Source organism: Marinobacter subterrani, assembly GCF_001045555.1.
In the GTDB taxonomy this organism is placed as follows: Bacteria; Pseudomonadota; Gammaproteobacteria; order Pseudomonadales; family Oleiphilaceae; genus Marinobacter; species Marinobacter subterrani.
Window position 1 is genome coordinate 2456534 of record NZ_LFBU01000001.1, and the last position, 17575, is coordinate 2474108.

The window sequence follows — 17575 nt, forward strand, 5'->3', positions numbered from 1 at the left end:
CCTCAGGCACGCCCGGCCTGACGGGGCGTGGCGTCCGTCATCAGTTGATCACTCAGGTGAATGGTCTGGGTCTGCTCCAGTTCGCGGCGGCGCTGGCCGACAACGCCTCCAGTACTGCAGGAACTGCCCTGATCATCGACAAACTTCACCATTTCCTCTTCCCAGACTTTGTCCAGGGCCTCCGGGGTGTCGTCACGCTCTTCCGAAGCAACGATCCGGGCCAGTTCCTGGCGGTTTGCGGTACGGCCAGACAACACCAGCAGGGAGTCCATCATCACGTGATAGAAGCTTTCCCGCTGGTACAGGCGCTCGCCCAGCAAGCCGAGGATATGGTGGATATCCTCCAGCCAGTTCCGGATTTCGTCCCAGGGCCGAGTGGATAGGTATTCCAGGAACAGGGGCAGATAGTCCGGCAGTTCCCGGGCATCAATCTCCAGACCGTTGGTGCGGTATTCCTCCATCAGGTCCACCATCGCCTGGCCACGATCCCGGGATTCCCCATGCACGTGCTCGAACAGCAGCAGAGAGGTAGCCCGGCCCTTGTCGAACATGCCCACGTAGTTCTCCTGCATGTCCAGAAGGTCGCCATCGCACAGCATGTCCACGCAGCGCAGCAGTTGCTCCTTGTTCTGCCGGGGCAACCGGCTGTCCTCCAGGACAGCGGCAATCAGGGCATCTTTGGAGGCCTGGAGTTCGTCGGTCGGGTACTCAAGCACCCGTGCCAGTACTTTTAAAAGTTGCATCTTGGCCTCCTTATTCCTGCAGTTGTTTCGGGTCGACCTGCTTCACGGTCGACAACTTCTGGACCATGCTGGTGGTCTGTTTGCGGCCACCGAACATGTTGAATTTGCTGTCGCCGTTGCAGCCGTCGCCGAAGCTGAAGCCGCAGCCGCCGCGCTCGCCGTGGGCGGTCGCGTCGGGGAAGGCTTCCTTCGCCAGCTCGCGATGGCTGGTGGGGATCACAAAGCGATCCTCGTAGTTGGCGATAGCCAGGTAGCGATACATTTCGTCCGCCTGGGCCTTGGTCAGCCCGGCTTCCTCAAGGGCACGCAGGTCTTCCTTGCCTTCCACGGTCTCCGCGCGCTTGTACAGACGCATGGCCATGATCCGCTTGAGGGCCCGGACAATCGGCTTCTCGTCACCAGCGGTGAGCAGGTTGGCCAGATACTTCACCGGGATCCGCAGGCTTTCGATCTTCGGCAATATGCCGTCAAATTCGACCTTGCCGGCTTCCGCCGCGGACTGGATCGGGCTCAGGGGCGGCACGTACCAGACCATGGGCAGGGTGCGGTATTCCGGGTGCAGAGGCAGGGCAAGTTTCCAGTCCACCGCCATCTTGTAGACCGGGCTCTGCTGGGCGGCTTCGATGACATTCATCGGAATGCCGTCTTTCTTGGCCTGCTCGATTACTTTGGGGTCGAACGGGTCCAGGAAGATTTCCAGCTGTTTCTCATACAGCTCGTGCTCACCGGGAACGCTGGCCACTTCCTCGATGCGGTCTGCGTCATACAGCAGAACGCCCAGGTAGCGAATCCGGCCCACGCAGGTCTCTGAGCACACGGTGGGCATACCGGCTTCGATACGCGGGTAACAGAAGATGCACTTCTCGGACTTGCCGGTTTTCCAGTTGAAGTAGATCTTCTTGTACGGACAGCCGGAGACACACATGCGCCAGCCACGGCACTTGTCCTGGTCGATCAGCACGATGCCGTCTTCTTCCCGCTTATAGATGGCACCACTCGGGCAGCTGGCGACACAGGCCGGGTTCAGGCAGTGCTCGCACAAGCGCGGCAGGTACATCATGAAGGTGTTTTCGAACTGGCCGTAGATATCCGCCTGTACCTGGTCAAAGTTCTTGTCCTTGCGGCGCTTGGCGAACTCGGTACCGAGTATTTCCTCCCAGTTCGGGCCCCATTCGATTTTCTGCATGCGCTGGCCGGAGATCAGCGAGCGCGGCCGGGCAATCGGCTGGTGCTTGGTATCGCCGGCGGTATGCAGGTGTTGGTAGTCAAAATCAAATGGCTCGTAGTAATCGTCAATTTCCGGCAGGTCCGGGTTGGCGAAAATGTTCGCCAACACCCGGAAACGGCCACCGATCTTCGGGCGGATCTTGCCGGAGCTGTCGCGCATCCAGCCGCCTTTCCACTTGTCCTGGTTCTCCCACTCTTTCGGGTAGCCGATACCGGGCTTGGTCTCGACGTTGTTGAACCAGGCGTACTCCATGCCTTCACGGCTGGTCCATACGTTTTTGCAGGTCACTGAACAGGTGTGGCAACCGATGCACTTGTCCAGGTTCAGCACCATGCCGACTTGGGAACGGATTTTCATTTTACAGCCTCCTGAACAGTGTCATTGCCTTCGCCATCGAGCCAGTCGACGTTGTGCATCCTGCGAACCACCACGAATTCGTCGCGGTTGGAGCCTACGGTGCCGTAGTAGTTGAACCCGTAGGAGAACTGGGCGTAACCGCCGATCATGTGGGTAGGCTTCGGGCACACCCGGGTCACGGAGTTGTGGATACCACCCCGGGTGCCGGTGATTTCCGAGCCCGGAATGTTCACGATCCGCTCCTGGGCGTGGTACATCATCACCATGCCGGGCATCACCCGCTGGCTCACCACCGCCCGGGCCGCGATGGCCCCGTTGGCGTTGAACAGTTCGATCCAGTCGTTGTCCTCGATGGCCAGTTCTTTGGCGTCGTCTTCACTCAGCCAGACGATCGGACCACCCCGGGACAGGGTAAGCATCAGCAGGTTGTCGCTGTAGGTGCTGTGAATCCCCCATTTCTGGTGCGGGGTGATCCAGTTCAGCGCTTTTTCCGGGTTACCGTTACTGCGCTGGTTGAGCATGTGAGACACGGTTTTGGTGTTGATCGGCGGGCGGTACACCAGCAGGCTCTCACCGAACGCCCGCATCCACTCGTGATCGAGATAGAACTGCTGGCGACCGGTGAGTGTGCGCCAGGGGATCAGCTCGTGCACGTTGGTGTAGCCGGCGTTGTAGGACACGTGCTCGTCTTCCAGGCCAGACCAGGTCGGGCTGGAGATGATCTTGCGCGGCTGCGCCACGATATCCCGGAAGCGGATCTTCTCCTCTTCCTTGTTCTTGGCCAGATGGGTGTGATCCAGACCGGTAAACTCGGACAGCGCCGCCCAGGCTTTTACCGCGACCTGGCCATTGGTTTCCGGAGCCAGGGTCAGGATCACTTCCGCCGCATCAATGGCACTTTCAATCTTCGGGCGGCCAGCGTTGGCACCGTCGATATGCCTGAAGTTCAGATCCCCCAGGAACTTCACTTCTTTCTCGGTGTTCCAGTTGATGCCCTTGCCACCGTTACCCAGCTCGTCCATCAGCGGGCCAAGTGAGGTGAAACGGGCGTAGGTGTTCGGGTAATCCCGCTCAACGGTGATGAAGTTGGGCGCGGTCTTGCCCGGGATCAGGTCGCACTCGCCGCGCTTCCAGTCCTTCACATCGAACGGCTGGCCCAGTTCGGCCGGCGCATCGTGCAGCAGCGGCAGGGTAACCACGTCTTTCTCGACACCCAGATGACCTTCGGTGGCCTTGGAGAACGCCTTGGCAATGCCCTTGTAGATTTCCCAGTCACTGCGCGCTTCCCAGGCCGGATCGGTGGCGGCGGTCAGCGGGTGGATGAACGGGTGCATGTCGGAGGTATTCAGGTCGTTCTTCTCGTACCAGGTGGCCGTCGGCAGAACGATGTCTGAATACAGACAGGTGGTGGACATGCGGAAGTCCAGGGTCACCAGCAGGTCGAGCTTGCCTTCCGGCGCCTCGTCGTGCCACTTGACCTCTGTCGGCTTGGCGCCGCCCTCGTGCCCCAGATCCTTGCCTTGCAGGCCACTGCGGGTGCCCAGAAGGTACTTGAGCATGTACTCGTGGCCCTTACCGGAGGAACCCAGCAGGTTGGAGCGCCAGATAAACATGTTGCGCGGATGGTTCTGGGGCGCTTCGGGATCTTCGCTGGCAAACGCCAGGGAACCGTCCTTCATGGATTGCGCCACGTAGTCCGAAACTTCCATTCCGGCATTTTCCGCCTCTGCGGCGATGCCCAGCGGGTTGCGGTTCAGCTGCGGAGCCGACGGCAACCAGCCCATGCGCTCGGCACGCACGTTGTAGTCGATCAGGCTGCCACCGAATTTCGATTTGTCCGCCAGCGGCGACAGGATCTCGTCCACACCCAGTTTTTCATAACGCCACTGGCCGGAGTGGGCGTAGAAGAAGGAGGTGGAGTTCATGTGCCGGGGCGGACGCTGCCAGTCCAGGCCAAAGGCCAGCGGCTGCCAACCGGTCTGCGGGCGCAGTTTCTCCTGGCCTACATAGTGCGCCCAGCCGCCACCGCTCTGACCGATACAGCCACACATGATCAGCATGTTGATCAGGCCGCGGTAGTTCATGTCCATGTGGTACCAGTGGTTCATACCGGCACCCACGATGACCATGGAACGGCCCTTGGTCTTGTCGGCGTTGTCGGCAAATTCACGGGCAATGCGGATCACTTTGTCGGCGGGTACGCCGGTGATCTTTTCCTGCCAGGCCGGGGTATAGGGTTTCACCTCGTCGTAAGAGGTAGCGCCGTCGTCGTCACCCAGGCCACGGCTGATGCCATAGTTGGCCACCATCAGATCATAAACGGTCACCACACGACCTTCGGAGCCATCCGCCAGTTGCACTTTGCGGGTCCCCAGCTTGTGCTTGAGGATGTCCTTGATTTCCACGTGCTTGAAGTAGTCGTGTTCGATACCACCGAAGTACGGGAAGGCAACGTCCACAACGTCGTCGTGCTTCTCGACCATGGATAGCTGCAGGTTTACATCGGAGCCTTTGGCGGTCTGCTTCAGGTTCCACTTGCCCTTCTCGCCCCAGCGATAGCCGATGGAGCCATTGGGTGCGGTCAGCTCACCGGATGCTTCGTCAATGGCGATGGTTTTCCACTCGGGGTTGTTCTCTTCACCCAGTCCGTCCACCAGATCGCTGGCGCGCAGGAAGCGGCCCGGCACGAAGCTGCCGTCGTCCTTCTCTTCCAGCATGACCAGGTAGGGCATGTCGGTGTAGCGGCGTACGTAGTCGGTGAAGTATTCACTGGGCTTGTCGACGTGGAATTCTTTCAGGATTACGTGGCCCATGGCCATCCCCAGGGCTGCGTCGGTGCCCTGCTTGGGATTCATCCACTCGTCGGACAGCTTGGAGACTTCGGCGTAGTCCGGCGTGATGGCAACGGTCTTGGTGCCCTTGTAGCGCACTTCGGTAAAGAAGTGGGCGTCCGGCGTACGGGTCTGGGGCACGTTGGAGCCCCAGGCAATGATGTAGCCGGAGTTGTACCAGTCGGCGGATTCCGGCACGTCGGTCTGCTCGCCCCAGGTTTGCGGGGAGGCCGGCGGCAGGTCGCAGTACCAGTCGTAGAAGCTCATGCAGACGCCGCCGATCATGGACAGGTAACGGCTGCCGGCGGCGTAGGAAACCATGGACATGGCGGGAATCGGCGAGAAGCCAAGCACCCGATCCGGGCCATACGTCTTGGCGGTGTACACGTTGGACGCGCCAATCAGCTCGTTGACTTCGTCCCAGTTGGAGCGCACAAAGCCGCCCATGCCACGGCGAGGCTTGTACTCGGCGGTCTTCTTCGGATCTTCGACAATGGAAGCCCAGGCATCCACCGGGTCCTTGTGCTCAACCTTTGCCGCGCGCCAAAGCTTCATCAGGTGCTTGCGCATCAGCGGGTACTTCAGGCGGTTGGCGCTGTACATGTACCAGGAGTAGCTGGCGCCGCGGGGGCAACCACGGGGTTCGTGGTTGGGCAGATCCGGACGGGTACGGGGGTAATCGGTCTGCTGGGTTTCCCAGGTCACCAGGCCGTTCTTGACGTAAATTTTCCAGCTGCAGGAGCCGGTGCAGTTGACGCCATGGGTGGAACGCACGATCTTGTCGTGCTGCCAGCGCTGGCGGTAGCTGTCTTCCCACTCGCGGCTGACCTCGTGGGTTTCGCCGTGGCCGTCGGCGAACGGCTCGCGCTTCTTCCTGAAGTAATTCAGTTTGTCGATCAAATGACTCATGGTCTCTCTCTCCGTCTTCCGGATCGTTTCTCCGATTTGAGACCATTGTGCGTGAGAAAAACCGCAAAATCTGCGTGGTTACTACCTCATAACCCACCTCTACCACCCTGGGGGTAGATCGCTTATATCCCCGGGTGGAGAAGGCTTTCGCGCTCGTGCCGGCGACTCTCCCGGGCAAACAGGAAGAGGCAGCTGATGAGTAACAGGAAGATGATCATAAAGACCGCGCTGCGCACGCCCAGCCAGTGGTTGACGCTGCTGAAGATCACCGGCAGGACAAAAGCCACGGAACAGGCACCCACCAGCAACAGACCGGCAACGAACGCCGCCACCGGGCGGTTTTCAATAATCACCATCCGCTGCAGACTGGCCATGGTGCAGCCCATCGCCAGGCCCAGGGTCACTATGAAAAATCCCTCCACCGGCATGGGCAGGGCAAATTCAACACGAATGGTCGCATCAACGCCCTGGATAAACAGGGTCATGGGTGGGTAGGACAGCAGGAACAGGGCCACAAGGCACACCATCAGCGCACGGCTGACAACCCTGGCGCTGCCATACCGATCCGAAAGCCCGCCTCCGACAATCTGGGCCAGGGCACCGGGAATAACAAACCATTGTGCCAGGCGGGCGCCGGAGTCCACCGGCAGGGCAAACTGGGCCGATAGGTAGTCTGGCAACCATAACGCCAGGGCAAAGAAGCTGCCCGCCACAACGCCAAAATAGCCGCACAACTGCCAGGCGCGCCTGTGCTTCATCTGGCGCAGCAGGACCCTGACCGAGGTTTCCGCCGCCGGATCCGCTGCCGCGTCCTCGGGATCAGTGAGAATCAGCAGGAGCGCGAGAACCAGTGCCAGCACAATCAGGTAAGCCAGCGGAACCCCGTGCCAGGAGAATGCCTGGTGAAACAGCGGCACCAGGTAATAATTGAAACCGGCCCCGGTAACTCCGGCACCAAACACTCCCAGTACCAGCCCGAGCCGCGATGACTCGCAATGGCTGGTGACGAACTGCAGGCCGGCGCTGTAGAACCCGCCGGCCAGGCCAAGCCCGCCAGCCGCCACCAGATAACCCGGGAAGGTATCGGTGGTCAGCAGAATCACCATGCAGGCGGCAAGCCCTGCCAGACAGATCAGCATTACCCGGCGGGCACCGAACTTCTGGGCAGCCAGCCCGGCAGGAACAGCCAGCGCCGCACTGACCGCCATGGGCATTGCCAACAGGAACCCGAATTGGAGATTGCCGAGGTTCAGCTCGGAGCGCAGGTGTACGCCCACAACCGCAAACAGGGTCCAGCACCCGGCCGCAATGACAAAGCCAGCCACTGCCAACGGCAGCACCACTGCCAGTGACGCCAACCGCTCGTCTGTTCGATCCGCCTCGGACTCCATTACCGTCACTCTGTAAAATAAACCTGTCTTTAAGTTTCATCTTTTGCTCCCGAAACGGTCAAAGATTATGATGGGATATCAACCATTGGGGTAATTGACTATCCTCAATGAGGTATCACGGAACTACAGGCCCGGGCATAACCTGACCCGGTCACCCCGACGCTTTGATGTACATGAGACCTGATGAAATCCAGAAGCCCGCTTGTTAACCGAATCGCCATTGTCGTTGGCGCCGTGGTGCTGACAGCACTTGTCAGCATGGCGACCACGCTCGCGGTTTCAAAAAGCATTGAGGGCAATGCCACAGCAATCAATCTGGCGGGCGCCCTGCGCATGGGCGCATTCCACATGCTGGCCCGCACCGCCGGCCCGGTGGCGGCGGAATCCGGGCCCGGGTCCATGTCACATATGCTGGACAGCTATGACGCCAGGCTGACTGACAACGGTATCACCTCGGCCATTCCCGCGTCCGGCGACCACCCCCTGAGCACCCAGTACCGCGCCATACAGGAGTCCTGGACGACAACGCTCCGGCCGTCGCTTCAGGAACACAAACAGGGCACACCTATCACCGACAGCATGCTGGCGGTCACCCGCGACTACGTGAATAAGGTAGACCAGCTGGTGACCATGCTGGAGCAGCGGACTGAAGCCCGCATCGATCTGTTGCATCTGATCCAGGTGATCAGCCTGGTGTTTTCCATCCTGATCATCGTAGCGCTGTTTATTGACCTGAAAAACCGCATTCTGCGGCCGCTGCGCAAACTGGTCAGTATTGCCATCGCCGTGGGCGACCAGGACTTCTCCCGCAAGGCCCATCTCAGGGGCTCCGATGAACTGGCAAGGCTCGGCCAGGCCTTTGACCAGATGACCAGCGAGCTGGCCCTCACCTACTACGATCTGGAGGAGCGGGCCCGGCTCAAGACCGAAGAACTGGAAAAGAGCCACACAGCCCTTCAGTTGCTCCACTCCGCTAGCCGGGATCTGTTTGCCAAACATGACCTGTGCCACGGGGCCATTCCCATGCTGCAGGAGCTGGAGCAGTTGCTGGGCATTGGACCCATCCGCCTATATCTCCATGACAAAGAGTCCGCAGAGCCCGTGGAAGCCATTGCCACGGCCTCCCGGGAGCGGCCCTTTTATTGCCGTGACCATCACTGCAACGCCTGCCTGGTAACCCCTGAGGTGTACGACGAGCTTCCGGTAGAAGATAACGATGGGCGTCGGCTGCTGCTGCCCATCCGCACCCCCGGGCAACTACTGGGAACGCTGGAAGTCTGGTATCGCGCGGATGTGGGCCTGTCAGAAACCTCGCGGCGCTTGCTGGAAACCCTCAGCGACCAGTTGGCCACTGCCATTTTCCTGGAACGGCAGATTACCGAGGAGCAGCAACAGACCCTCGCCGAAGAGCGCACGGTCATCGCCCGGGAGCTGCACGACTCCCTGGCGCAGTCACTCTCCTACCTGAAAATGCAGGTGGCCCGGCTGCGCCGTCTCAATATTGACGGCGAACAGAAGCAGACCCATGAGGCCATTCTGGATGAACTCAGCACCGGCCTGAACAGTGCTTACCGGCAACTGCGGGAACTGCTGGCCACCTTCCGGCTGAAGCTGGACACACCGGACCTCGCTACCGCTCTGCGCAAGACCATTGAGGAATTCTCGGAACGGCTGGGCAAGCCGGTTGAGCTCACGTACAACCTGCCACCCCAGACCCTGTCGCCCAATGAAGAAATCCATACCCTGCAGATTGTCCGGGAAGGCCTGGCCAATGCCGTCAAGCACGCCGATGCCACCGACATCACCGTGGAGGTGCTGTTCGAGTCACCCCAGGTACGGGTAAGAATCCGCGACAACGGCAAGGGCCTGCCCGGAGGCGACCAGCCGGTCAATCATTACGGCCTGATCATCATGCAGGATCGTGCCAGGACCCTCGGTGGCCAGGTCAAAGTACAGAACCGGGATGAGGGCGGCGTTGAAGTCACGCTGCTGTTCGTGCCCAAAAGCCGGAACCTGATTCCCACGGAAGTTTCCAATGCCTGATGACAAGAGAGAACACGATGTCTGAATCGCCCGCCAGTATCCTGCTGATCGACGACCACCCCCTGCTTCGACAGGGCATCAAGCAGCTCATCGAGATGGAAGACGACATGGTTGTTGCCGGTGAAGCAAGCAATGCCGCCGACGGCATCCGCCTGGCCACCGAGCTGGAGCCGGACCTGATCCTGATGGACCTGAATATGCCGGAAATGGATGGCATTGAGGCCCTGAAGAAGCTGCGGGAACAGAACATCAGCTCCCGCATCGTGATGTTTACCGTGTCAGACCAGGAAGACGACGTGGTAGCGGCCCTGCGGGCCGGTGCAGACGGTTATCTGCTGAAAGACATGGAACCCGAGGACATGATCACCCAACTGCACCAGGCGGCGGTCGGCAAGATGGTCATCAGCGACCGGCTGACCACCCTGCTGGCCCAGGCACTGCGCTCCAACAAACCCCAGCAGACCTCACGCCCGGATTTCGACAGCCTGACACCCCGGGAAAAGGATATCCTGCGCCTGATTGCCGAAGGCCTGTCCAACAAGATGATTGGCCGCAAGCTGGATATCAGCGACGGCACCGTGAAGGTCCACGTGAAGCACCTGCTGAAAAAGCTGAACCTGCGATCGCGGGTGGAAGTGGCCGTATGGGCCGTAGAGGAAGGCCTGCACCGCTGAAAAACTGAAAGTGGGGTCAGATGAAAACGGGGTCAGATGAACTTTTCATCTGACCCCGTTTTCATCTGACCCCGACTTCACCGGCGCTTATGAGTTATATCAAAGCCCTGCGCCCGGCTTTCGCCTACCCTGCTCCGGTCTCACCAAACACGGAGCTGACCATGCACCTGTCGCTGCCCAAGTTGCCCTCATTCGCCCTGCACTCACCACTGCTCGACCAGACTCTCTCGGTACTCAGCGAATACCTCCCCTCGCCTACCCCGGCACTCGGCGCGCTGGACCGACGCATCCCCATGCCCTTCAAACAGATAGCGGCGGAAGCCCCTCTGAATCGTCTCTTTGCACAAGCTATTCGTGAGGGCGAATTTGAAGACTTCGAGGGCCGGCGCATCCGGTTGGAAGTGAATGGTGGGCAGCCGGGCATCACTCTGGGCTTCTGGGCCGGTCGGCTGCGGGTGATTGACGGCCCGGGAGAGGCGACCATCCGGGGTTCCCTGGCGGCCTTCAAGACCCTGGCAGAGCGCCGACAGGATCCGGACCAGCTGTTTTTTCAGCGGCGCCTGATTATTGAGGGAGACACGGAGCTGGGCCTGGGACTAAAAAACCTGCTGGACAGCCTGGAGTGGCGGTTCAGTATTCGCCAGCTGTTTTCAAGCTGACGGGTTCCGGGTTCGACCCTCACCTGTGTGCTGGCTCAAATCAGCCCCAATTCCAGGCGAGCCTCTTCATCCAGGCTGTCATAGCTCCAGGGTGGATCAAATACGATATCCACCTGGCTGTCTTCAACGTGCGGAACCTGCAGTAGCTTGCCTTTCACATCCCCGGCAATGATGTCGCCCATACCGCAACCGGGTGAGGTAAGGGTCATTTCCACGCGGACGGACTGGCGTTCCTGGTCGATCTCCAGCTTGTAGATAAGCCCCAGGCTGACGACATTCACCGGAATCTCGGGATCGTAGACCAGCCGCATCGCATCCCAGCATTGCTGTTCGCTGATCAGGCCATCCTCCGGTGGCTCGAACAGGATGACATCCGATTGAAAGCCCAGGTTTCGCGTGACCTCTGGCGACAACCGGTACAGATTGCCCTCGTAGTTGACGGTAAAGCTGCCACCGAGTGCCTGGGTTATCGAAACCGAGGCTCCCTCCGGAAGGGTGACAGAGTTTCCGTAGGGTACCCGCAAGGCTTCACAGTCTTGCGACAACGTGAAGGTTTTGGGGGGAGTTGCCGGCTTTTTCGAGTTCGGGGCCTTGATGGTCAGGGTCTGGAGACTGCCCTCGCCATGCAGCCCGATCTCCATCTCCTGAAGGTAAGGCACACTCGCCGCCTCGAAATACAGGGTCAGGTCGTCGAAGTCTTTCCTGATATCCTCCCCGGACTCCTCACCCGGCGGGCAAAAAGCCAGGCAGGTCTCGGCCTGCTGGGTACCGCCCTTCTCCACATAAACACGCGCCGCCATTCCTGGAACTTCCTGCTTGGCCAGCAGGGAGAGCAGATAGTTACGGGCTTCCGGTGTCACTTCAGCATCAATCTTCACGATCCGTTCACCTGTTCCTCTTCAGAGAAAATGCACATTATCCAGGATGATTGTTTGCCTGGGCCGACGGCCGGGCAACGTCCTTCGGGCTCCGTTCCCGGGCCCCGTCGCCACGCCTTTCACGTTCCCGCTTCAACTGGTTGGATTTACATTCGTTACTCACAAGATCGAGCCACCTCAGGTGCTGGTCCCAGATCTTTTCCTCAATGTGTTCGGGCTTATTGCAAACCATCGCTATTTCCTCACCAGGCTGACAGGTCTGTTTAACCAAAGATGGTCGGTTATGACAAGGGGAGCAAATATCAAGCCTCACAGAAAAAATCTCTGTAAATACAAGCGACCAGGAATTGACGGTCTCCATTGGCACGGTCGTATTTCGCGCCATCACAGACCGACACTGTCATGATGACAGCAGTGAACCCGGAGAAAGGGTGTCTGCATGACAACAAGGCTGGCGTTAACTTTACTGGAACTGAGCCTTCCCTTTATTTAACAACACCTTACAACCTGGCACACCGAATGCTAGACCTTGCCTGTAACGACGCTCCAGGCGTCTGAAACCAAAGTGCAAAAGGTCCTCTGGTCATGCTGGATATAACCGATTCCATCGATTCCCCAACCTTCGGCAACATCGCCGCAAACCGACCGGCAAGCCTGGACGAAACCGGCTCCGGAACACCGGCGGCCGATTCCTCCTGGAACACCTGGGATCTGATCGCCCTTTCCGAGCTATCTACCTTCTTCCAGGCGGGGGAGCTGGTTACCCGATTGAACGACATGCCAGAGTCACTGTATGTCGTGGGCAGTGGCGCGGTGAAAAGCTTTTATCTGGACGCCCAAGGCAACGAATGCATCACGGCATTCTATCTTCCAGGTGAGATCTTCGGGCTTGAAGGATTCAACCGCACCAACCTGTCATTTGCCCACCAGATGCTGAAAACGGGATATTTATACCGGATACCGTATCGGGAAATTTTTCATGCCCTCAATAAAGACGTGGATTGTCAGAAATATATTCTGCAACTGCTCAGCCACGAGATGTTCGAGGCTCAGAGAATGTCGGTCATCAATGGTCATTACACGGCGGAAGTCCGGCTTGCCTACTTCCTGCTGAACCTATGGCAAAGACTAAACCCGAAGGAAAAACAGGGCGCGGTCTTCAGCCTGCCCATGACAAGAGTCGCGATCAGCAATTTTCTCGGGCTGACACCCGAGACCATCAGCCGATGTTTCGCCTTGTTCAAAAGGAATAACTGGATCGAAGCCGCAGGAAGCAAAATAAAGCTGACGGATATTGAAAGCCTGAGTCATCTCGTAACGGGAATCCCCACCCGATAACCGGGGCCTCACCAGGATTATCGCAATGTCAAATGAGTATTTGCTAACCGACAGCGTCGCGGAACCAGGCGGTGTAGATCTGCCCGGTGATGTTGCCATGTGGTTTTTTATCCTTATGGAATTAACCGTCTTTGCAATCTTCTTTATCGGATTTGCAACCACGCAGAACTTCTATCCGGACATGTTCACGGCCGGCAAAGCCTCCCTGCATTCACTGGCAGGTCTGATTTGCACGTTGGCCCTGATCACCAGCAGCTATTTCGTCGCGCTGGCAGGGATTCGGTTACGGCAGGGGAATCAATCGGGCTGCAGCCTGTTTTTGCTGGCGGCATTAATGACCGCAACGGTCTATCTGGTCACAAAATTCTGGGAATACTCGCAACTGATCGAGGCCGGGTACAACCTGTCTTCCAATACGTTCTACACACTCTATTTCTTTACTACGTTCTTCCACCTCATGCACGTTGTCCTGGGCATGGTGATTCTGGGTTACATGCTGCGACGCACCCGCCAGGGCGCTTATGCAACCGGGGAGCACTCGGGTTTCGAGTCCGGAGCCTCTTACTGGCACATGGTTGACCTGGTGTGGATTGTACTTTTCCCGATCATTTACGTGATCCACTAGAATGCGAAGACCGGAGTGACTGTATGAGCACACTGACGTTCAAGGCAACCGGTTCCTGGTTGCTTCTCATTGCCCTGACTCTGCTCTCAGTGGCTGCTTCCGAATCGGTGAGGAACCCGGCGGTGATGATCCTGATCGTCGTTCTGGCCGTGATCATCAAGGGCCAGAGTATCGTCGACGTTTTCATGGGGCTGCAGTCCGCACCCGCTCTCTGGCGCCGGCTCCTGCTCAGCTACGTTATCGTGGTTCCGGCAACGATCGGAGCCGTTATTGTGTGGCTGTGAACTGCAGGTAACCCAGGGAAATTCCGACCATGGAAGTCATGGCCAGGAAATAGCCCGTTACAAGCCGGCGGGTCAGCGGTGCTGCGTTACGCAACCCCATAAAGTCCTGAATGATCCAGCGGCCCTTCATGAGCGTGACCGAGCAGACGATAACGATGGCCACAAGCGAGGGCCGGCCGGACTCACCAACCGCCGCGCTGAGCAGCGTCAGGCTGATCAGCCCCAGCCATACCAGGCGCGTCCTGTCCCATGTCCGCTTTCCGGTTTCCTGGCTTTGTTGTGTCTGCTCCATGGATTTACCTCAAGATGTAGATCAGTGGGAAGATTAGAATCCAGACCATATCAATCATGTGCCAGTAGCTGGCGGCCCCTTCCAGGCCTTCGTGGGACTCCGCCGAATAGTGACCCAGTGCGGCCAATACAGCGGTTCCAAGAATGGTGAAGGTACCGATGACAACGTGAAGGAAGTGATTGAACATCAGATAGTAGTAAGTGGCGAAAAAGTAGTTGGTACGGGCGGTGATGCCCCTGGCTTCATTCCACTGGTATTCCCAGGCCTTGATCAGGCAATAGGTGACGCCGGCAGCCACCGTGCAAAGCAGCCAGATCACGGTCTGGCGTCGGGCGCTCCGCTTGATTGCCTGTACCGACCGGGCGACACAGAAGCTGCTGGTGAGTAACACAAGGGTATTGAGGAAGCCAGCCAGGGTGTTGAGCTGTGGCGGCCCCTCGCGGAATTCCACCGGAAAGTAGAACTTTGCAATCAGAAAGGCGAGAAAGAAGAAGGCGAATTCGGTCAGCTCCGCATAAATGAAAACCCATACGGCGATGCTTCCCGGTGTGTGGCCCTTTTCGTTTCCCGTTCCCTTTGCGGTGGCAAACTCCGGGTCACCGACCATCTCAAGCGTGGTCATTGTGCCGGCCGTCAAAAGTGCGCATCGACCAACCGAAGCAGCGATTGCCGGGTTGTCGGCTCATCGGTCAGTGGTTCGATCACGCAATACAGGCAGGCTTTGCGGGCGGGACAGCCACTTTTGAGCATCTTCCCGGCGTAGATCAGTAAGCGGGTCGAGACCGCTGCCGTGAGATCGATATCAGTCAGCCGGCGAATATCCGTCGCCAGTTTCACCAGTTGCCCGGCGCTGGCCTCATCAATACCGGACTCATGGGCAATGATCGACGCTTCAACCGAAGCCTCCGGATAGCCAAAACTCATGGCAACAAACCGTTGCCGGGTGCTGGGTTTCAGGCCCTTGATCAGATTCTGGTAGGACGGGTTATAGGAGACCACCAGCATAAAGTCCTCATGGGCGGTCAGGGTTTCGCCGGTGCGCTCCAGGTGCACGGTTCTGCGATGATCCGACAGCGAATGCAAAGCAACCGTTGTGTCCTTCCGAGCCTCGATAATTTCATCGAGATAACAGATTCCGCCCTCACGGGCAGCCCGGGTGAGCGGGCCGTCCTGCCAGTAGGTTCCGTCGGGGCCGATGAGGTGCCGACCCAACAGATCGGCAGCGGTCAGGTCATCGTGACAGGAAACGGTGTACAGAGGGCGTTCCAGTTGCTCCGCCATGTACTCGACAAAGCGCGTCTTGCCGCAGCCGGTCGGGCCTTTGATCAGCACTGGCAAACGATGCTGGACCGCATGTTGGAATATTTCATATTCATCATTCTGAATCTGATAATAACTCTGGCTATTCATGACTACCTCAAAATCAGTGCGTTGAAACGTTCAGGTAAATCCGTGGCAGTACTCTCGGGAGCTGGGTGGGATCACTGACCACGGCAAAGCCATCGCGGCCAAACAGGTAGGGCAGGTAATCGTGGCCGCACTCATCCACCGTAACGCAGTAGGGGGTTATGCCCAGCTGCCGGGCTTCGATAATCGCCTGGCGGGTATCTTCAATGCCGTAGCGCCCTTCGTACTGATCCAGATCGTTGGGCTTGCCGTCACTGACCAGCAACAGCACCCGGTGGGCCTGGGGCTGCCGCTCCAGAATCCGGCTGGACTGTCGGATTGCCGCGCCCATACGGGTGTAGAACCCCGGTTTGATTCGGGCAATGCGGCCACGGACCCGATCACTGTACGGCTCGCCAAAGTTTTTCATCAGCTGATAGCGGACATGACTGTTGCGCACGGAGGAGAACCCGTAGATGGCGAAATCATCCCGGGTCTGGTCCAGGCCTTCGGCCAGCACCATCAGACTGTCGCGGATGACATCAATCACCTGGCAGTCGTCACTCACATAGCCTTCGGTCGACAGGGACAGATCGGCCAGGATCAGGCAGCAGAAGTCACGATGCGTCTTGCGCTGATCCAGAAAAAAGTTCTGCCGGGCGGTATCCCTGAGCGGTTTGCTGTACTCATCGATCCAGGCATCGAGATCAAGGTCCTGGCCGTCTGGCTGGCCCCGAAGCCGGGTATTGCCAAGCCCCACCAAGGCGAACTTGCGCCTGACCTCCTCACTGGTCTGCCGGAGATGTGCCGGTAAACTGACTGGCTCTGCTTCATCCGCCAGAAGTGGCTGCAAGAGGCAGACGTCCGGCCGCAAGCGGCCTTTCCGGTAATGCCACTCCGGTAAACGGATTCCCGGCCCCAGGCACAGTTCATCGTTTTCTGCGGCGGGCAGATCCAGGTCAAACTTCACTTTTGCCGCCGTGGCTTTGCGCTGGCGTGACACCGTAATCAGGTCGATGTCATTGGCGATCTGCTCGAAATCATCATCGCTGTCGTCATCCTGACAGCGGTCAAGATTGATCTGTTCGGTCCAGCTCATGAGGCTGTCGGGCAGAAACACCAGCAAGCCATCCGTTTCATGCTCATCATCGATTCGCTGCGCCTGTTTGCGTTGCTGCAGGGTTTGTTGTTCGGACGAGCGCTCTCCCGCCTCCAATTCCGGCCCGGACCCGGTGGTTGCGACCGGCACGCTGAACAGCGTCGGCGGTTGGGGGTACAACCATAGCCAGACCGGAAAGCAGTCAAATGCCGATGAGGGCAGATCTGCCAGCAGGCCAGGCTCCCGCAATGCCTGGGCAACCGCCAGTTCACGCCGCCGGAGATCCTCGGGAATATCGTCAACTGGCGGTCTCAAAGCCATCAGTTCAGCCACCAGCTCCTTATACTGCCTGTTGAGGCCGGGATACGACGATGTCAATGCCAGGGCGGCCTGCTGATTGTCCCGAAACCAGTTGCTTACCTGTGGAAGGCGGGCGGCCATCGCCACCAGCCAGTAATAGAGCGATGTATTGAGCCGGGGGGACGAGAATACCGCCAGTGACGCCGGCAAACGCACACTTCGGTCGTCCTGCCATGGCAGGGCAAAACGCTGATGGCTGCCGGCAACACGCTGCATACCCGTTCGCCTGAGCCGGACCTTTCGGGCATCGGCAGGCTCCAGGGTTTTGCCCGGCGCGCCGCCCAGCGCCCGATAATAGAGCGTAAGCTCCGCCTGCAGATCCGTGAGATTGACTGATGCGCTGGTAAAATCCGAGGTTACCTGCCGGGTAAGCCAGCGATCCCAGATCTTGCCGATAAATTCTTCCATAGTTGCTCCCGGATAGTTGGGCTGCCCCTCGCCCGAGCCCGACCCGGGTAGACAGGGCGCAAGCGGAGGC

The 17575-nt window shown here is 58.8% G+C and carries 15 protein-coding genes; 6 read left to right on the forward strand and 9 right to left on the reverse strand.

Annotated elements, in window-relative coordinates; genetic code table 11:
* Positions 1 to 2: 2 nt before the first annotated feature.
* The 4 genes from narJ to msub_RS11510 form a co-directional block, all read right to left on the reverse strand.
* On the reverse strand, positions 3 to 743 hold the full coding sequence (gene narJ, locus msub_RS11495; RefSeq protein ID WP_048496146.1) for a nitrate reductase molybdenum cofactor assembly chaperone: 741 nt from the start codon (positions 741 to 743) through the stop codon (positions 3 to 5).
* 10 nt (positions 744 to 753) lie between these two features.
* Positions 754 to 2328, reverse strand: a complete 1575-nt coding sequence (gene narH, locus msub_RS11500) for a nitrate reductase subunit beta (protein ID WP_048496147.1) — start codon at positions 2326 to 2328, stop codon at positions 754 to 756.
* Positions 2325 to 6068: a nitrate reductase subunit alpha gene (locus msub_RS11505; RefSeq protein ID WP_048496148.1), complete on the reverse strand. Its 3744-nt coding sequence runs from the start codon at positions 6066 to 6068 to the stop codon at positions 2325 to 2327. The genes narH and msub_RS11505 overlap by 4 nt, the downstream gene beginning before the upstream one ends.
* Positions 6069 to 6190: 122 nt before the next feature.
* Positions 6191 to 7459 carry an MFS transporter gene (locus msub_RS11510; RefSeq protein ID WP_048496149.1) on the reverse strand — a complete coding sequence of 423 codons (1269 nt, stop codon included), beginning with the start codon at positions 7457 to 7459 and terminating at the stop codon, positions 6191 to 6193.
* Between the two features lie 183 nt (positions 7460 to 7642).
* On the opposite strand from msub_RS11510, the gene msub_RS11515 reads away from it, so the two are divergent.
* The 3 genes from msub_RS11515 to ubiT all read left to right on the forward strand — a co-directional run bounded on the left by msub_RS11515 (position 7643) and on the right by ubiT (position 10835).
* Complete coding sequence (locus msub_RS11515; protein WP_048496150.1) at positions 7643 to 9502, forward strand: histidine kinase; 1860 nt, start codon at positions 7643 to 7645, stop codon at positions 9500 to 9502.
* A 17-nt stretch (positions 9503 to 9519) separates the two neighbouring features.
* Positions 9520 to 10176: a two-component system response regulator NarL gene (gene narL, locus msub_RS11520; RefSeq protein ID WP_082146469.1), complete on the forward strand. Its 657-nt coding sequence runs from the start codon at positions 9520 to 9522 to the stop codon at positions 10174 to 10176.
* Positions 10177 to 10265: 89 nt separating this feature from the next.
* Positions 10266 to 10835 carry a ubiquinone anaerobic biosynthesis accessory factor UbiT gene (ubiT, locus tag msub_RS11525; protein WP_227506712.1) on the forward strand — a complete coding sequence of 190 codons (570 nt, stop codon included), beginning with the start codon at positions 10266 to 10268 and terminating at the stop codon, positions 10833 to 10835.
* 35 nt (positions 10836 to 10870) lie between these two features.
* On the opposite strand, the gene msub_RS11530 is transcribed toward ubiT, so the two are convergent.
* Positions 10871 to 11713: an iron-sulfur cluster assembly protein gene (locus msub_RS11530; protein ID WP_048496152.1), complete on the reverse strand. Its 843-nt coding sequence runs from the start codon at positions 11711 to 11713 to the stop codon at positions 10871 to 10873.
* 585 nt (positions 11714 to 12298) lie between these two features.
* On the opposite strand from msub_RS11530, the gene msub_RS11540 reads away from it, so the two are divergent.
* From msub_RS11540 to msub_RS11550, 3 genes are all read left to right on the forward strand, one after another.
* Entirely contained in the window at positions 12299 to 13051 is a 753-nt protein-coding gene (locus msub_RS11540; RefSeq protein WP_048496154.1) for a Crp/Fnr family transcriptional regulator, read from the forward strand.
* Positions 13052 to 13148: 97 nt separating this feature from the next.
* Positions 13149 to 13676: a cytochrome c oxidase subunit 3 family protein gene (locus tag msub_RS11545; RefSeq protein WP_156182814.1), complete on the forward strand. Its 528-nt coding sequence runs from the start codon at positions 13149 to 13151 to the stop codon at positions 13674 to 13676.
* Positions 13677 to 13699: 23 nt separating this feature from the next.
* Positions 13700 to 13960 (forward strand): cytochrome C oxidase subunit IV family protein, encoded by a 261-nt coding sequence (locus tag msub_RS11550; RefSeq protein WP_048496156.1) that lies wholly within the window; start codon positions 13700 to 13702, stop codon positions 13958 to 13960.
* Here msub_RS11550 and msub_RS11555 read toward each other — a convergent pair.
* The 4 genes from msub_RS11555 to msub_RS11570 are packed head-to-tail and all read right to left on the reverse strand — an operon-like array spanning position 13944 to position 17505.
* The gene (locus tag msub_RS11555) at positions 13944 to 14252 is read right to left on the reverse strand and encodes a cytochrome C oxidase subunit IV family protein (protein ID WP_048496157.1); all 309 of its coding nucleotides are present in this window, start codon (positions 14250 to 14252) and stop codon (positions 13944 to 13946) included. The genes msub_RS11550 and msub_RS11555 overlap by 17 nt on opposite strands.
* Before the next feature lie 4 nt (positions 14253 to 14256).
* The gene (locus msub_RS11560; protein WP_197083822.1) at positions 14257 to 14874 is read right to left on the reverse strand and encodes a cytochrome c oxidase subunit 3 family protein; all 618 of its coding nucleotides are present in this window, start codon (positions 14872 to 14874) and stop codon (positions 14257 to 14259) included.
* Positions 14875 to 14885: 11 nt separating this feature from the next.
* On the reverse strand, positions 14886 to 15662 hold the full coding sequence (locus msub_RS11565; RefSeq protein WP_048496158.1) for a CbbQ/NirQ/NorQ/GpvN family protein: 777 nt from the start codon (positions 15660 to 15662) through the stop codon (positions 14886 to 14888).
* 13 nt (positions 15663 to 15675) lie between these two features.
* Positions 15676 to 17505: a nitric oxide reductase activation protein NorD gene (locus msub_RS11570; RefSeq protein WP_048496159.1), complete on the reverse strand. Its 1830-nt coding sequence runs from the start codon at positions 17503 to 17505 to the stop codon at positions 15676 to 15678.
* Positions 17506 to 17575: the final 70 nt, after the last annotated feature.

Excerpts from the sequence above, each read along its gene's own strand:
- narJ (WP_048496146.1), bottom strand. The coding sequence starts at position 743 with ATGCAACTTTTAAAAGTACTGGCACGGGTGCTTGAGTACCCGACCGAC.
- narH (WP_048496147.1), bottom strand. The coding sequence starts at position 2,328 with ATGAAAATCCGTTCCCAAGTCGGCATGGTGCTGAACCTGGACAAGTGC.
- msub_RS11505 (WP_048496148.1), bottom strand. The coding sequence starts at position 6,068 with ATGAGTCATTTGATCGACAAACTGAATTACTTCAGGAAGAAGCGCGAG.
- msub_RS11510 (WP_048496149.1), bottom strand. The coding sequence starts at position 7,459 with ATGGAGTCCGAGGCGGATCGAACAGACGAGCGGTTGGCGTCACTGGCA.
- msub_RS11515 (WP_048496150.1), top strand. The coding sequence starts at position 7,643 with ATGAAATCCAGAAGCCCGCTTGTTAACCGAATCGCCATTGTCGTTGGC.
- narL (WP_082146469.1), top strand. The coding sequence starts at position 9,520 with ATGTCTGAATCGCCCGCCAGTATCCTGCTGATCGACGACCACCCCCTG.
- ubiT (WP_227506712.1), top strand. The coding sequence starts at position 10,266 with ATGAGTTATATCAAAGCCCTGCGCCCGGCTTTCGCCTACCCTGCTCCG.
- msub_RS11540 (WP_048496154.1), top strand. The coding sequence starts at position 12,299 with ATGCTGGATATAACCGATTCCATCGATTCCCCAACCTTCGGCAACATC.
- msub_RS11545 (WP_156182814.1), top strand. The coding sequence starts at position 13,149 with ATGTGGTTTTTTATCCTTATGGAATTAACCGTCTTTGCAATCTTCTTT.
- msub_RS11550 (WP_048496156.1), top strand. The coding sequence starts at position 13,700 with ATGAGCACACTGACGTTCAAGGCAACCGGTTCCTGGTTGCTTCTCATT.
- msub_RS11555 (WP_048496157.1), bottom strand. The coding sequence starts at position 14,252 with ATGGAGCAGACACAACAAAGCCAGGAAACCGGAAAGCGGACATGGGAC.
- msub_RS11560 (WP_197083822.1), bottom strand. The coding sequence starts at position 14,874 with ATGACCACGCTTGAGATGGTCGGTGACCCGGAGTTTGCCACCGCAAAG.
- msub_RS11565 (WP_048496158.1), bottom strand. The coding sequence starts at position 15,662 with ATGAATAGCCAGAGTTATTATCAGATTCAGAATGATGAATATGAAATA.
- msub_RS11570 (WP_048496159.1), bottom strand. The coding sequence starts at position 17,505 with ATGGAAGAATTTATCGGCAAGATCTGGGATCGCTGGCTTACCCGGCAG.